The organism is Butyrivibrio sp. INlla16, assembly GCF_900104155.1.
Lineage (GTDB): Bacteria > Bacillota > Clostridia > Lachnospirales > Lachnospiraceae > Butyrivibrio.
Genome location: NZ_FMYB01000004.1, coordinates 1 through 14,159 on the forward strand (window position 1 = coordinate 1; position 14,159 = coordinate 14,159).

Genomic DNA, 14,159 nt, shown 5'->3' on the forward strand with positions numbered 1-14,159 from the left:
GAAACCAAAAACGCAGATTGCTGTTTTTTTGTCGTTTTTTGTATTTTTGTACGAAACCCAAATATAAAAAGAGCCGAATTTTGTCTCAAAATTCCACCCTTTCTAACTGCGTTTTTGGCCATCCTCCTTATTCTCAAATGAATTATTTGGGTCTCGCAGTTTCTTTGAGTTTCCATATCTGTCCCTTTCCCGTGTTATAATTTGTACGAGTCTTTGGACTCCCTGCATCCGGTGCTCATAGTTTGCCGACCATCTGCGCCGGGTGCGCTTTTATGGAACTCATTCCAGTATTCAGTTGTCATGCCACATTCCCCTTAACATTGAAATCTCATAGATTCCATTCGTATGCAGCGGGATTCGCCGGTAGGTGCTCTTATCCTCTTCATATTTACCTCCATACAAAAAGGACTGCTATATTTTGCAGTCCTTCATTAACAAAAACTATATTTACTTATCATGTATCTTCAGTGTTTATTAAAGCGGATCACCAGGAATGTTCTTCCTGACAATCCGCTCATTGATTACAAATGACTCTCTATGACCTGGGGATCATCCAACGCATCCTCCAGTATTCTGGAAAGGACACTGGTATACCCTTTGCCAAGAGATTTTGCCTTACGAAGCGCTCTGGGTGTAAGTCTTAACGTGACCGTTCCTTTTCTGCGATCCTCATTCTTTTCCTCGGAAATCCTGCGAAAACGCTTAAGCTGGTCAGGCGTCAGTTCCGGAGAATCCTCATCAAAGGTCACCGGCAGATTTTTTGCTGCCTTTATCATCTCCGTCTGTTTTTTTGTTGGTTTCTTTTTAACATCAATGTTGACCTTCTTAATTGCCATAGTATTCCTCCTGTTCCGCCCTTGTGGCTAATCTGGCAGATATGATGCGATATGTATCAGTCCTCATGGTGTATACGACTGTCAGCACATCATCGACCAACCCAATGGTAATATATCTGTCTTCATAAAGGCTGTGTTCTTCGTCATAGAATTCGATCCTGTCATCATCACCAAATACAAGTGCTGCTGTTGAAAAATCAATTCCATGCTTGATTATGTTTTTCTGTTCTTTTTCCTCGTCCCACTCAAAATCCATATGTCTACCTCTGATTCAATTATCCTATAATGTAAGACAATTTGCAATACTTTTTGTGTTTCATGGAACGAGTCTCGTCCTTGAAGGCAACAGTCCGTAGCAATACGGACATCCATGCCCTTTATTCCTGGCGTTAAGGTTGCTCCTGTAATGATGGCCGTTACTGCACTTCCACCATATCTTGCGATTGCTGAATGGCAGGATCTCCTTGGGGCTTATATCCTGATTTCTTTCAAAATCCCATTCTTTTACAAGTTCCGGCGACACAGTAGCAAGATCATTAAAGCCGCCCAGCGCCTTCCTTCCACCGCAATAAGGACATCCTACCCCTTTATGCCTGCTGTAGACGCTCAGCTTATATGAGTGCCCTTTTCTGCATTTCCAGTTACATACTCTGCCTGTCATATATGTGACATCTTCAGGTCTGAGACCTTCATTTGCCTCATAGTCCCATTCCTCTGCGATATCAGGATGTATGCTCAGAAGATCGTTGCAGCCTGCCATTGCACGTCTATTGCTGCATACAGGGCAGCCGTTTCTTATGACATCTCCGGGTCTTGAATCCCAGACATGACCTTTTTCACAATGCCACCATACCTTTAATCCTGAATTCGAAGCTATCTGAGACGGCATTATATCTTTATTCCTGTCATAATCCCATCTTTCCTGTATAACTTCAGGATACAAAGTCTTCAAGTCATTAAATCCCGGAAGTATCTCTTTTCCTGCACAATAGGGGCAGCCTGTCTTGCTTCTATCCCTTGCTGCAACTGAAGCCTTCCAGCTGTGGCCCTTAGAACATCTCCACCAGACACGCCTTGATGAGCCTGACGTTATCTGCACAGGACTGAATTCATTCTTTTGTATGTCCCACTCATCTGCCAGTGAGGGATTTACTGTTACAAGGTCGTTTACTCCAATAACAACCTTTTTCCCTGCACATACAGGGCATCCATTTCCTCTCACACGGCTTGATATCGCAGCCTTCCATGAATGACCTCTACTGCATTTCCACCATGCAACCTTTGAGCTTCCGGCTGCGACCTGTTCAGGAGACTTATCACTATTTTGCTCATAATCCCACTCAGCAAGAAGATCGGGTCTTACACCTGCAAGGTCATTGACACCGGGAATCAGGATATTACCTGCGCATACAGGGCATCCGCTTCCGGCTTTTCTGGCATATACATATGCATTCCAGCTGTGGCCCTTACTGCACCTCCACCAGACCTTAAGATCTCTGCCTGCAGTCACATCCTTTGGTGTAAGATCATCATTTCTGTCATAGTCCCATTCAGCTGCTACTTCCGGCATTGTAGTTGCCAGATCATTAAAACCCTGCCAGACCTTCTGTCCTGCACAATACGGGCATCCCTGACCTCTGAACATTCTGGCATTTATCGACCTTTGCCATGTATGACCAAGACTGCATTTCCACCATACCACCTGACCGGAGGCGTATGAAAGCTCATCCGGTTCAAACGTATTCTTATCATGATCCCATTCCTGTGCAAGATCCGGTCTGACAGATGCAAGGTCATTTACTCCCTTACGGACAAGCATTGTCAGATTTGCACACTCAGGACATCCATGTCCTTCCTTTCTCTGATATACAGCAGTTTTCCAATGATGCCCCCGTTTGCAGATCCACCAGACTCGTTTATCGCTTCCGCTCAATACGTCATCCGGCTTCAGGTCACCATTTCTTTCGAAGTCCCATTCAGCCGCAACCTCCGGCATTGTCGTTGCAAGGTCATTAAAGCCCGGCCATGCCTTTCTTCCTTCGCAATACGGGCACCCATACCCTCTGACAGCCCTTGTATTAATAACGACCTGCCAGCTGTGGCCAAGACTGCATTTCCACCACGCTCTTTTGCCGGATCCCGGCATCACCATGTCAGGTGTCAGTCCATCATTCTTTTCATAATCCCACTCCGATGCGAGAACGGGGTCAAGCGTTTTCAGGTCATTTACTCCCTGTATCAGCTTACTCAATGGAGTCCACCTGCCCTTCCAGCTCTTTCATGATATTCGTAAGCCTTGTTGCAGGCTTTTTTATCTCTTCCTGCACCCCATCGAATGCCTGCGGTCTTGCAGACTCAAGGAGCTTCTTAAATGCTTCGGGTCTGATGATCTTATCTTCCTTTTCATCAACCTTGATGTTATGATCTCTAAGGAGCTTATTTACCACTTCCGGATATACATTCTCTCTTATGAAGCGCCTGAGCCAGACATTCTGCTGCTTCTCTCTTCCAAGCTCTTTTTTGATATCGGCAAGCTGGTCTCTTGCCTCCTTAAGCTCATCCCTGCACCTTGCCACTTCATCGCGTTCGCTCTGCCTTTCCTTGACCATCCTGCTGTATGATTTCGACATATCCGCAAGTTCGAGATACGACTTCTTCCAGTAGGCATCTATATCTCTCAGATGCTGCTTCAGCTCTCCAAGAGTTGTGCACTGTCTTATAATTCCATCAACATCAAGGCTCTTATAATAGACGATCCCTTTATCTTCCAGTGAATTCGAAAGGCTTTCCTTTAATTCCTCGATCCTTCTTTTGACATCCGGATCTCTGCGAAAATGATAACCCTCTGCATCAATCCCTTTCCCTGATGCGTAATCCGCAATCTTGTTATACATGAGTTTCCTGGGATTTCCATTAACCTCATTTTCAAAGTATTCCTCAACTATCCTGATAAGTTCAGCTGTCTCTGTTTTCCTGGGTCTGCCCATTACCTGTATCCTCCCTTGTATTTGCGTTTAAGAAGATCTCCATAAAGTTCTGCATCTGCATGGAGCTTCAACATAGCAGAAGCAATATCTTCCTGATAGCCCTGTCCCTTTCTGACAAGCTCTATCATCTGCATCAGATATTCACAGTCTGCATCAACTGCCTTTTTCCGCTCATTTATGATCCTGAGCTTAATTCCCTGCTTCTCGGGATAAAAATGTCTGCAGCCCATACAGCTTCCTATAACGTCCTCTCCATCGAAGTCTTTAAAGCAATCCCTGACGCTGCCCGAAATCATGCTTTCCGAATCGCACCATCCTCCCTCTACGGGTATCGTCTTATCCGGGAGCGTCGCATAATACTTCTCAGACCCGGAGAACTCTGTGTCATCACCCCATCCGTTATATTTCTCGTATATAATGCTTTCTACAATTCCCGATAGATTTCCGTAGTAATGAGAACTCATATCTATGCTTTCATGCCCTGCCAGTTCTTTGCAGATCACCGGTGAACCGCCTGAAAGGATCAGGTTGATCATGGCAAGATGTCTCGTATCTCCAAGATGGATCGGATAGTCCTCATCATTCATGACCTCTGCGCACAGGCTTCTGAGCCTGAGTCTGGCCATACCATAGCAGAAATATCCGCTTAAGGGATTTGCAGACGTAAGAAACAGCGTATCAAGTTCAGGTCTCCTATAGCCATGTGCCTCTGCATCATCATGAATCCCCTGATACCATCTGATATCGTTATAGATTCTCTCCGGGATCTCATACTGCATTTTTTCATAATCCGAGGGAACCTTGTATGAAACTCTGTGTCTGCCCTTTTTCATCTTTGTCCTGCGTATCGTAAGATAGAATCTTCCGTTCTTTTCTTCTATGCAGTCATACGGTGTCAGAAGGAATTCGGTTACCCGAAGCGGCAGAATTGCAGTAACCTCCCACCACAGATACATCGGAAAGAAATATATTTTTCTCTCCTCCGGACAGCCCCTCCAATATTTCCCAAGCTCTCTGTCAAAACGGAGATAATACTTAAATTCAGCAAGCGTCCGCCTTTCTGTCGATGCAATACGCAAGCGCTCTCTTTCAAGACTTTCAATCACTTCATCACGAAGCGGGCTTCCGCCTGGCATCATTTTTATCAGTTCCAGCACATATGGTATGTCCTCAGCAGGCAGTTCCAGAACGTCCCCATAGTCCATTTCTGTAAGCCGCCTGTAAAGTGTTGTCATTGTCAAAAGTGTGGATCTTGCCAGAACCCCAAGATTCAATGCTATATATGCCTTTACTGATTCCCTGTATACCTCAAAGCTGCATCCGAGCCATGCTCCGGCATGCCGATCATACACGTCTTCATCCATGGAAAATGCCAGTTCACTGACATGGAGATCATCTGACAATGTCCATACATCCGAGTCATAGATGCCCCCACGTATCACCCCATTTATCCTGAAGCGCCCAAAGTTCGCCCTTGCCGCTTTGATGGTCTTCTTATCAAGGCTTACCAGCTTCAGGGTTTTGGAAAATCCATCCCTATTTTCTTCCGTTATCGCTATCTGCATTTTTCAGTCCCCTTTCTGCTATCTGATATATAGGCTCCATATCCGCATCGGGATAAAGCATCTGAACGCTTGACATCATTTCAGATATCCCCGAAAGCACACCTTCTTTTAAGATGTTTCTGATGCGGTTCTTTTCCTCAGGCGCTGCGGATTTCATTCTTTCACACAGCTTCGCATAGTTATTCATAAGCATCTGCATGGATGTTTTGGTATATATTTCATATCTGCACCCAAAACATCCGCTTCTGGAGCGCTCCGGGCATCCAAGGTCGGCAGCTGTCATCAGGCACAGGAATTTATCGCTTTTCGCAGGAGCTGCGCCTGCAGCGATACGCTGGATCACTTTCCCGATATGATTCCTGTCCTTTCCTTCCATGACTGCCGCAACAACCTCTCCTGCCCTGCTATAAGACCGTGTAACCGTCTCTGTTATCTCTTCAAGCTGAAACGCAGAAAGCCCAATCTCTTTTATAAGCCTTGTCTGATCTGTAACACCGATCCTCTTAAAGTCCTCTCCTGCATACATTTTCAAAAGGAGTACAGGAATAAAGCCAAAAATGCCCCTTTCATACATCTCCATCAATATGAATTCCGGAGTATATCCTGTAAATGCAGCATCTTTCAGATATACCTGTGTGACATCAGATAAGCCTCCGATACTGCACTTATGGCTCCTTGCCAGGGATGCAAGCATATATCCCTTTGGTCTTCCCGGTTCATTGTTCCCTTCTGCATCAATTCCCTGAAGATATGACTTATTAGCTCTTCTTGACAGTATTTTTCCATTCACAGCTTCAGCCAGCTCTTTTCCAAAGAAATCCGTTACATCCCTTGGATCGCTTTCTGTTCCCACAAAAGGATCTCCTTCTTCTCTGTAAGAAAGCGAAACTGACAGGATAATGCCAAGTGTTTCCCGAAGACTGAATGGAATCTGGATCTTAAGATCAGCAATACTCCTGTGTTTACTGCTTTTATGCGGTCTCTTCGGCCGCATTCTTATCCTGAAGATAAGGTCATCTGTTACATCCTGTGCTTCCTGGGCAGTATACTCACCTGCCAGAATCTTCCGTCTGACCTCATCACCGTCGTAAGGCAGTGATGGTATCGGAAGCCTGGAAAAATCTCCTTTCCTCACTGCTCCCATAAAATGCATCGCTGTAAACAGCCATAAGTCAGCAAATCTTCTCCTTGAACATGCCTTTGCTATGAGATCATGCACATCCCAATAACGCTGGTCGAACACAGCATATGAAATAGCCGCAAACTGATTCAAAGTATACGCTGCCCTGTTCTGTGGTACTGTCTGACGTGACTCAAATGTATAACTCCAGTGACTGATTGGATTTCCTTCATAAGAAAAGTCAAGGAATGAATTCAGGAGTTTCATAACAGTCAGATCCATCTCTTTATTTCCGGCTTCTATAATCGCGTCAAGTTCTTCCTGCGAATACAGGATCATGTCCCTGGTAATTGAAGACAGTATAAAATCCGTCATCTTGTATGCTGAAGGAGTCCCCGAAAGCTGATTTGCTTCAAAAAATGCATTGAGACGTCCGCATGTATCCGGATAAGTCTCCTTGTATGCATCAAGCATCAGTCCTATTTTTTCTTCCCTGCTCTTCTTATACGCTTTAAGCCACAAGATTAGCTGGGGTCTGAACTGACTCATAGAATCCACCCAGACATCCCCATCTCTGAACTCAGGCGTCATGCCGAACCATCCGTTCATATCCATAAATTCGAGAAGACTATCTCTGCCGGGAATGGTATCCCTGTAAAGCGAACAGCACTCCTTTGCAGTATTTATAACTTCTCTGTAAAGCGCATACTTATTATTCGAGCCCATACATCTCACCTCCGATCTCCAGAAGTGATGATATGAGCTTTTCCGATGTTATCTCCAGTTCTCTTACGAGGTCGCCCTTGTTCTGAAGATATGTAAAAGCACTTTCCGGATTCTTGTCTCCGCGCCAGAACTGGACTTCTGCAACTTCGCATCCTCTGAGAACCAGCTGTACAGTATACCAGTGTCTGAGCGAATGAGTGCTAAGACTGTTCTCGTATAAGAGCTGCCCGTAACGTCTGAAATCAGGATCCGTACTGCTTATAAGCCATGTACGAAGATGGTCATTGATAAGCACCTTGAACTTGCGCCTGTAGGTCTCATATGACATGGCAAGACCATTGGAATTGACGAACATAGGTGCAAAATCCGCTTCATAATCTACCGTCTTCAGATATGCCTTATGCAGTTCATAGGCTCTCATAAAAGCCTTTATGAAATCAGGGTATACCTGCTGAAAACGTTCTTTTTTGATCTTTCCAACCTCAGCACCATCATTTCTGAGCCTGTATTCGTGTTTCAGATCAATCCTGATTCTCCTGACTGCACCACCTGCTTCTTCAAAGAGAAGCCCTGCTCCGTACTTGCTGGATTCCTGCCTGACATTGCACACCTCTCCGGCTCTGAGACCGGCAAAGGCCTGGAGAGCAATACCAAAAGCAATATCAGGCGCATACTTAAATGCCATCGGCAGAAGCTGTTCCATTACTTTTGCGGGCATATCCCTGAACGGTCCGTCACTCTCATCAAACAGCCCGGTTGCCTGAAACTTGGGGATTTTTCTTACTTTGAGTTTTCCTGTGTGGAGCCTTATCGTTGTTTCATAATAAAGCTCTTCCTTTGTGACTTTAACAAAGCCACCGTACCTACGAGATATCGCATCCATGAAAAAAGTACAGCAGGAAATGCACCTCTCCACCGTCCCCTCTGAATGATACGTACCATCTGAATTGGCAGACATGGCATAATAGTCAAAAAACTCCTGCATCATATCCTTTGTGATGTCAAAGACATGCCTGATCCCAAATCTGCCTCCATTCTCTACCAGTATGTAATTCAGCATCTTACATATGTAGTAGAGCTTTGGCTCCGGGTTGGACTGAAGCGGCTTGTATGTCCGGTATGTGTAAATACCTGCATAATCCTGCAGTCTGGTGAACCGTTCGATTATCCCATACTCGTTCTTGAGTACAATGAATGATCTGTCAAAGCTCTCACCATTCTCTATGCAGTTCCTGACAGTAAAAACAGCATACTTCAGCCTCCTCTCCTCCAACTGATTTTCTCTTACAGTTTCCATTTTTCTCCTTTCCGGCCTATGGCCTAAAGGAGTATTATATGGTAGGCTGTCTTATGAAAAAAAGACAAAACCATTTCGTCTCTTTTTTATTCCGAACAGTTTTGTCTCTATAATGTTTTGTCTCTTTTTTACATCAGCGACAAAACTCAATAAAGCCTGTATTTTCAATGTTTAAGAGGGATTGGGAGGTTTCGTCCTCCGAGAGTTGGTTACGATCTCACCGGGTTACCTTTTATAATAGCTATAGCGAAGGCTAGTGCTACCAGGTGATAAGCTGCGGCATATAGCCTTGCAGCATCACTTAACCCTCCACTGTCTTGCTCTATAGGTAATCCCACGCCCGAAACCTGCACCTCATACTCTACCTTCATACTCTATACTTCATCCATATCACACACTTCATATACCTACCTTCATCCAAAAACTGCGCAAGTTTTCGGACTACTCTCCTTTCTCAAAATAAAATCTGGTTGATAGTTTCGTTATGCCCTTATCCATGTGCACCTGATTTTGGACATAGAAATAGACCAGTAAGTATCGGACGTCTCCGACCTTTGCTGGCCTATGTAAAAATGCCTCCAACTGCTAAAGCTGGAGGCTTCATAATTCATTATGCTTCCACGACATAATACAAGTCGTCATCTTTCAGCGACATCTTGGGATTGAGATTCTTCACAATATCATATGCGTTCTTAGGATCATACTCTGCTGTTTCCTTATAGTGTGGATGCTGAGTTACATCATACTTATCAGAGAAAAACGGTCTCACACCTCGAAGCTGTAGGATGCACTTTCCACCATCCATAACTGCAATCTCATCCATGGTCATAAGATCCTTTCCTGTCTTCTGATAGTTCATGGAATATGAAGGATTATTACCTTTACTCTCACCGGTGTTGTACATGTCTATGGTTTCCTTACCCAAAATTTGATTCAGATCTTTAAGGGTAGTCTGCTCGGTACCACCAAGAAACAGCTGTGAATCCATGTTACCGACAATGGTATCTGCGTTATCTTTGTATATAGCCTTGAGCTGCGATTTTGCCTGCAGAAACAGACATGCGCTTATCTCTCTACTACGAATAGTTGCAACCAGCTTTTCCAAATTTGGAATCTGTCCAATATTGGCTGTTTCATCCACAAGACAGCGCACATGGATCGGAAGTTTCCCGCCATAGACATCATCAGCTCTTTCGCATAGCAGATTAAACATCTGGCTATAGATAAGTGCTATAAGGAAATTGAATGTGCTGTCCGTATCACTCATGATAAGAAATAGCGCTGATTTCTTGTCTCCAAGCAAATCCAGATCAAGCTCATCATAAGCAGTAATCTCACGAAGCTCTGCAATATCAAAAGCCGCAAGTCTTGCACCACAGCTTATGAGCACAGATTTCATCGTCTTGCCTGCAGCTATCTTGAATTTTTTATATTGCCTTACCGCGAAGTGATTAGGCTCTTTCCTCTCAAGATCCCTGAAAAGCATATCCACCGGACTCATATAATCTTCATCATCTTCCCTGACATCAGAAGCATTGAGCAGTTCCAAAAGCGTATTGAAGTTCTGCTCCTCATAAGGTGCCACATAATAGATATATCCGATATATGCGGTATAGAGAAGCGTCTCCGCTTTGGTCCAAAATTCATCCCCTGACTTTCCTTCACCTTTAGTATTTGTGATAAGCGCATTCACCAACTTCAGGATATCCTTTTCAGAGTGGATATAATGCAGCGGATTATAATGCATGCTCTTGGAAAAGTTTATGGTATTGAAAACCTTAATATCATAACCATGCTTTTTCAGGACATTACCGGTCTTAACGATGAGATCTCCTTTGGGATCAGTTATTACATATGAACTGTGCATCTGCAAAAGATTTGGCAATAGAAAAAATCTCGTTTTACCTGAACCGGAGCCACCGACAACCAGAACATTTTTATTCCTGGCATACTTTGGAATCTTCGGTCTGCTATTTAACATAAGCCGTTCTGTCTGTGTGAGTATTACATTATCCTCAAACTTTGGAGCCATGAAAGGTTCTATGTCCTGAGGCTTTCCCCATCTGGCACTTCCGTATTCTTCCCCATGTCTGTATTTCTTGGCGTTTTTACCTTTGAGATATACAGCCAATCTAAATAGACCTGCAAATATTATGCCGATGAGTATATCAAAAGGGTGAATACTTGGCAGAATATCCGCCAGCGCTATGGGCAACGTTCTCATCAGCGAGTTTATCCGTTCAGTAGCATTCGTTCCTAAAGAAAGTCTCCATGCTTCTCCCAGGTTCGTTGCAATAAGTCCTATAAATACATACGGGAGATTCAAAAGAATAATACGCTTTTGTTTTCGCGTCATCTGATCATCTCCTTTACACGGATTTTTGCTTTTACTATCTGCTCCTTGGCCTTTTCTTTATAAATGCCGAGCTGATGCAAAACGCTGGGATGCTCTTTTTTGAATGCCTTCACTTTTTCAAACTCATCCATCACAGCTTCCAAAGCATCCATATCCTTTGCCTTGAAAAACACTGTATATTTCGGCGGATCTACAGCGCTGTCCTTTGTTACTGCAAAATCCACACCATAACGTTTTGCTATTCTCTCAAAATCTTTAATTCCCTCATCACCTACCACCATGCTGGTAGCACCCTGATCCTGACTAAGGAGCTGCTTTACCGTTTGCTTACCTCTGTATCGCTTTGGTCCCATCATCTGTTTTCGTCTTTTATGATTTATGAACGCCCTGACTGCGCCAATAATCACTCTCCATGAAAGCTTTGTCGTTGTTACAGCCAGGTTTATCGTTTTCTGTTCTACCTCCTCCTGCATAAGAAATACCCCCTTTCAAAAAGGATTAACCGAGATGTTGCTCATGCATTCGTTTTTTCTGCCACTGATCAAGCAGCTTCACAATTGTATCCTCCATCTGCTTTGGTGTATAAGACTTTGGAAAATACTTCTTGAGCACATCATTTTTTAACGTAACTCTGTCTACATCTGACTTTTTCTCTTCTGACATGATAACGTTCATATCCTCCTGAGTTATTCCTTCATTCAGCGCCAGTTTCTTTATACGCTGTGCCTGCGATAGTGATGGTGTGGACTGAGAGAAATCCATTGCATCCAGCAACTGCTTCTGCTGATTTTCATCAAGATATGAAAGCTCAACAGCTGGATTGAAGCCTATCTGTTTGTTATCCACCATATCCAATATTTCTGGAAGAAGGTTGGTGAGACGGATATAGCGTTGAACCTGCTTAACACTTTCACCGGCTTCCTGGGCTACAATAGCGTTTGACCTGACACCTTTTAAATTCGGGTCAACTTGGCCCGCATTTTCTAAAGATGGTCTCCCAGCTTTTCTCTTTACAGCATCAAGCTTCATCTTCAAAGCCTTTGCCCTCTCACTCGGAAGAACCTTCTCTCTTTGCATGTTGGCATCCACCATCAAAATAGTAGCGGCATCATCATCCAAATCCCTGATTATACATGGCAATGTTTCTTTCCCAGCAATCTCCGAAGCATGACATCTTCTATGCCCCGACACAATTTCATACCCTCCTTCACTTCTTGGACGAACAATTGCCGGGGTGAGTACGCCGTACTCCTTGATGCTCTCAACAGTTTTAGCCATCTCCTCGTCATCCAGAACTTTAAAGGGATGGTCCTTAAACGGATATAGATCAGATAGGGCAATATCTGTAACTTTCTCCTTACCGGCATCATCGGTTTCTCCCATCCCACTATTATCGCTCCTAGTTTCATCAGCTCCGAGACCGAAAATGTCATCATAACTCGTGAGCTGAACGTTTCCGTGCGATTTCTGCATTTTTCAGCACCTCCTTCGTAAGTTTTCTGTATGCCTCAGCAACTTTTCCCTTGGGATCATGCAGATAAATACTCTTTCCTGCAGCACTGATTTCAGCAGCTCTCACCGAGTGCGGTATCTCCGTTTCGTAAACCTTTATCTTGCCGCCATACACATTTCTTACGAGTTCACTAATCTCCTTGGAGTAGTTGGTTCTTCCATCAACCATAGTCAGAAGAATTCCATCGATCTTTAATCCCGGATTCATCTGTCTTTTCACCTTGCTCACAGTCTGAAGAAGTGCTTCCAATCCCTTTGCGGATAAATACTGCGCCTGCATGGGAACTATAAGTCTGTCTGCAGCTGTCATCGCATTGATTGTCAGCATTCCAAGCGAGGGATTACAGTCAATCAGGACAGCATCGTAATCATGCTTAACTCCGTCGATATACTCTTTCAGGATTCTTTCCCTGCCAAGGGCATTTACAAGCGATACCTCCATACCAGCAAGGGATATATTTGCCGGGAGCAAATCAATTCCTTCGCTATGATGGATTATTCCTTCACCCTGCTCAATTGGAATCTCCTGCAATATATTGCTCATGATGTCCGTTACCGTAACAGGGATATCATCAGTCATCGGATATCCCAGACTGATTGTCAGAGAAGCCTGCGGATCCAGATCCACCACAAGCACCTTCTTTCCCTCATTCGCAAGACCAATTCCTATATTCTCCGTACTTTGTGTTTTACCTGTCCCACCCTTTTGGTTGACCAGTGCATATACTGTTCCTTTGCTCATCTTCATTCTCCTTGGTATCAAAAAAGATGCCCCTCGACATGTCGTGATTTACTTCCGACTCGTAGTGGGCATCTATGGTTAATGGTGCGTTATAAAGTGCAGCTATAAGATACTGCCTTATATTGCGAACTTTTGTGGTATTGCTTTTCAGCGAATCTATCACATAAGCCACATGACTGTAATCGAGGTTCTTGAACTGATCCTTAACCAGTTCAGGATTCTTCCTGGCTCCTCCGATGACGTAATAATCCACATCATCAGATATGACATCTACCATCAGTTTTGTAATCTGATCAATAAGAGGTTGGTTATAGGGAAATCTCTGTTTAAGTCCTTCTACATCGATCTTCTCAGTAACACTCTCCATGACTTTTGTTATTTCAGACAGCTTATCTTTGTCCTTCTCATCTTTTCTCGTCTCATCGCCTTTGTATTCAGGTGGATATATCTTGATAAGATTAGATGAGATAGAGTTATTTTCAGTATTAATAAAATCAGTATTAGTTTTCTCAGTATTAATACATTCCGGTTTCTGGAATTCTTGAGTTCCTGTAACAGTAATTCTAGGGCTCTCATTCTGAGAATTCTCATTTTCAGAATTCTGACTTTCGGAATCCTGAGTTGGAGATGGTTTTCTCGTAGTATCTTTTACTCTTGGCTTTGAGTAATCCGAAAGGATCTTCTTCACATATAACAGCTGTGCTTTTCCCTGCCCTTTGTTTATTTTCTCGACCAGGCCGGCATCCACAAGCTGCTGCAACGTGTTACATGCCTTAGTGTTCGCACATCCAAGCGTATTGATAATCTCTGCAATAGTGAAAATGATATAGACTCTCCCATAAGCATCAAACCAGTTACTTTCAACAGACAAACTCATCCTATCAAGCAAAAATCCATATAAAATCTTCGCATCATTAGACACACTCCTAAACCTGCTATCCGTAAACAAAAGCTTAGGTACCCTTATAAAACTAAACAGATCAGCTTCCTGACCATAGAAATATTCAAATTCAGCCAT

At 43.7% G+C, this 14,159-nt stretch carries 13 protein-coding genes; all 13 read right to left on the reverse strand.

Translation table 11 applies throughout. From position 1 onward, the window contains the following. Positions 1-521: 521 nt before the first annotated feature. The 13 genes from BLR42_RS02785 to BLR42_RS02840 all read right to left on the reverse strand — a co-directional run bounded on the left by BLR42_RS02785 (position 522) and on the right by BLR42_RS02840 (position 14,159). A complete protein-coding gene (locus BLR42_RS02785) occupies positions 522-836 on the reverse strand; it encodes a BrnA antitoxin family protein (RefSeq protein WP_091866464.1) in 315 nt (104 codons plus the stop codon). Then, the gene (locus BLR42_RS02790) at positions 826-1,092 is read right to left on the reverse strand and encodes a BrnT family toxin (protein ID WP_091866467.1); all 267 of its coding nucleotides are present in this window, start codon (positions 1,090-1,092) and stop codon (positions 826-828) included. Before BLR42_RS02790 ends, BLR42_RS02785 begins: the two co-directional genes overlap by 11 nt. Positions 1,093-1,152: 60 nt before the next feature. Further along, complete coding sequence (locus BLR42_RS02795) at positions 1,153-3,087, reverse strand: zinc-ribbon domain-containing protein (RefSeq protein WP_091866469.1); 1,935 nt, start codon at positions 3,085-3,087, stop codon at positions 1,153-1,155. Next, complete coding sequence (locus tag BLR42_RS02800) at positions 3,080-3,823, reverse strand: hypothetical protein (protein ID WP_091866471.1); 744 nt, start codon at positions 3,821-3,823, stop codon at positions 3,080-3,082. Before BLR42_RS02800 ends, BLR42_RS02795 begins: the two co-directional genes overlap by 8 nt. Beyond that, positions 3,823-5,388: a site-specific integrase gene (locus tag BLR42_RS02805; protein ID WP_091866473.1), complete on the reverse strand. Its 1,566-nt coding sequence runs from the start codon at positions 5,386-5,388 to the stop codon at positions 3,823-3,825. Before BLR42_RS02805 ends, BLR42_RS02800 begins: the two co-directional genes overlap by 1 nt. Continuing rightward, complete coding sequence (locus BLR42_RS02810) at positions 5,360-7,234, reverse strand: hypothetical protein (protein WP_091866477.1); 1,875 nt, start codon at positions 7,232-7,234, stop codon at positions 5,360-5,362. Before BLR42_RS02810 ends, BLR42_RS02805 begins: the two co-directional genes overlap by 29 nt. After that, entirely contained in the window at positions 7,221-8,531 is a 1,311-nt protein-coding gene (locus BLR42_RS02815) for a site-specific integrase (protein ID WP_091866479.1), read from the reverse strand. The genes BLR42_RS02810 and BLR42_RS02815 overlap by 14 nt, the downstream gene beginning before the upstream one ends. A 209-nt stretch (positions 8,532-8,740) precedes the next feature. Continuing rightward, positions 8,741-8,902, reverse strand: a complete 162-nt coding sequence (locus BLR42_RS22600) for a hypothetical protein (RefSeq protein WP_170832615.1) — start codon at positions 8,900-8,902, stop codon at positions 8,741-8,743. A gap of 239 nt (positions 8,903-9,141) precedes the next feature. Next, on the reverse strand, positions 9,142-10,887 hold the full coding sequence (locus BLR42_RS02820; protein ID WP_091866481.1) for a VirD4-like conjugal transfer protein, CD1115 family: 1,746 nt from the start codon (positions 10,885-10,887) through the stop codon (positions 9,142-9,144). Beyond that, complete coding sequence (locus BLR42_RS02825; RefSeq protein WP_091866483.1) at positions 10,884-11,360, reverse strand: PcfB family protein; 477 nt, start codon at positions 11,358-11,360, stop codon at positions 10,884-10,886. Before BLR42_RS02825 ends, BLR42_RS02820 begins: the two co-directional genes overlap by 4 nt. A gap of 25 nt (positions 11,361-11,385) precedes the next feature. Beyond that, positions 11,386-12,360 (reverse strand): ParB/RepB/Spo0J family partition protein, encoded by a 975-nt coding sequence (locus BLR42_RS02830; RefSeq protein ID WP_091866485.1) that lies wholly within the window; start codon positions 12,358-12,360, stop codon positions 11,386-11,388. Further along, on the reverse strand, positions 12,320-13,141 hold the full coding sequence (locus BLR42_RS02835; RefSeq protein ID WP_091866488.1) for a ParA family protein: 822 nt from the start codon (positions 13,139-13,141) through the stop codon (positions 12,320-12,322). Before BLR42_RS02835 ends, BLR42_RS02830 begins: the two co-directional genes overlap by 41 nt. Beyond that, positions 13,089-14,159, reverse strand: a complete 1,071-nt coding sequence (locus BLR42_RS02840; protein ID WP_091866490.1) for a DUF6017 domain-containing protein — start codon at positions 14,157-14,159, stop codon at positions 13,089-13,091. The genes BLR42_RS02835 and BLR42_RS02840 overlap by 53 nt, the downstream gene beginning before the upstream one ends.

What these genes read in the sequence shown, in the direction of transcription:
- BLR42_RS02800 (WP_091866471.1), bottom strand. Translation starts at nt 3,823, where the DNA reads ATGGGCAGACCCAGGAAAACAGAGACAGCTGAACTTATCAGGATAGTT.
- BLR42_RS02820 (WP_091866481.1), bottom strand. Translation starts at nt 10,887, where the DNA reads ATGACGCGAAAACAAAAGCGTATTATTCTTTTGAATCTCCCGTATGTA.
- BLR42_RS02805 (WP_091866473.1), bottom strand. Translation starts at nt 5,388, where the DNA reads ATGCAGATAGCGATAACGGAAGAAAATAGGGATGGATTTTCCAAAACC.
- BLR42_RS02790 (WP_091866467.1), bottom strand. Translation starts at nt 1,092, where the DNA reads ATGGATTTTGAGTGGGACGAGGAAAAAGAACAGAAAAACATAATCAAG.
- BLR42_RS02830 (WP_091866485.1), bottom strand. Translation starts at nt 12,360, where the DNA reads ATGCAGAAATCGCACGGAAACGTTCAGCTCACGAGTTATGATGACATT.
- BLR42_RS02815 (WP_091866479.1), bottom strand. Translation starts at nt 8,531, where the DNA reads ATGGAAACTGTAAGAGAAAATCAGTTGGAGGAGAGGAGGCTGAAGTAT.
- BLR42_RS02835 (WP_091866488.1), bottom strand. Translation starts at nt 13,141, where the DNA reads ATGAGCAAAGGAACAGTATATGCACTGGTCAACCAAAAGGGTGGGACA.
- BLR42_RS22600 (WP_170832615.1), bottom strand. Translation starts at nt 8,902, where the DNA reads ATGAAGGTAGAGTATGAGGTGCAGGTTTCGGGCGTGGGATTACCTATA.
- BLR42_RS02825 (WP_091866483.1), bottom strand. Translation starts at nt 11,360, where the DNA reads ATGCAGGAGGAGGTAGAACAGAAAACGATAAACCTGGCTGTAACAACG.
- BLR42_RS02810 (WP_091866477.1), bottom strand. Translation starts at nt 7,234, where the DNA reads ATGGGCTCGAATAATAAGTATGCGCTTTACAGAGAAGTTATAAATACT.
- BLR42_RS02785 (WP_091866464.1), bottom strand. Translation starts at nt 836, where the DNA reads ATGGCAATTAAGAAGGTCAACATTGATGTTAAAAAGAAACCAACAAAA.
- BLR42_RS02840 (WP_091866490.1), bottom strand. Translation starts at nt 14,159, where the DNA reads ATGGCTGAATTTGAATATTTCTATGGTCAGGAAGCTGATCTGTTTAGT.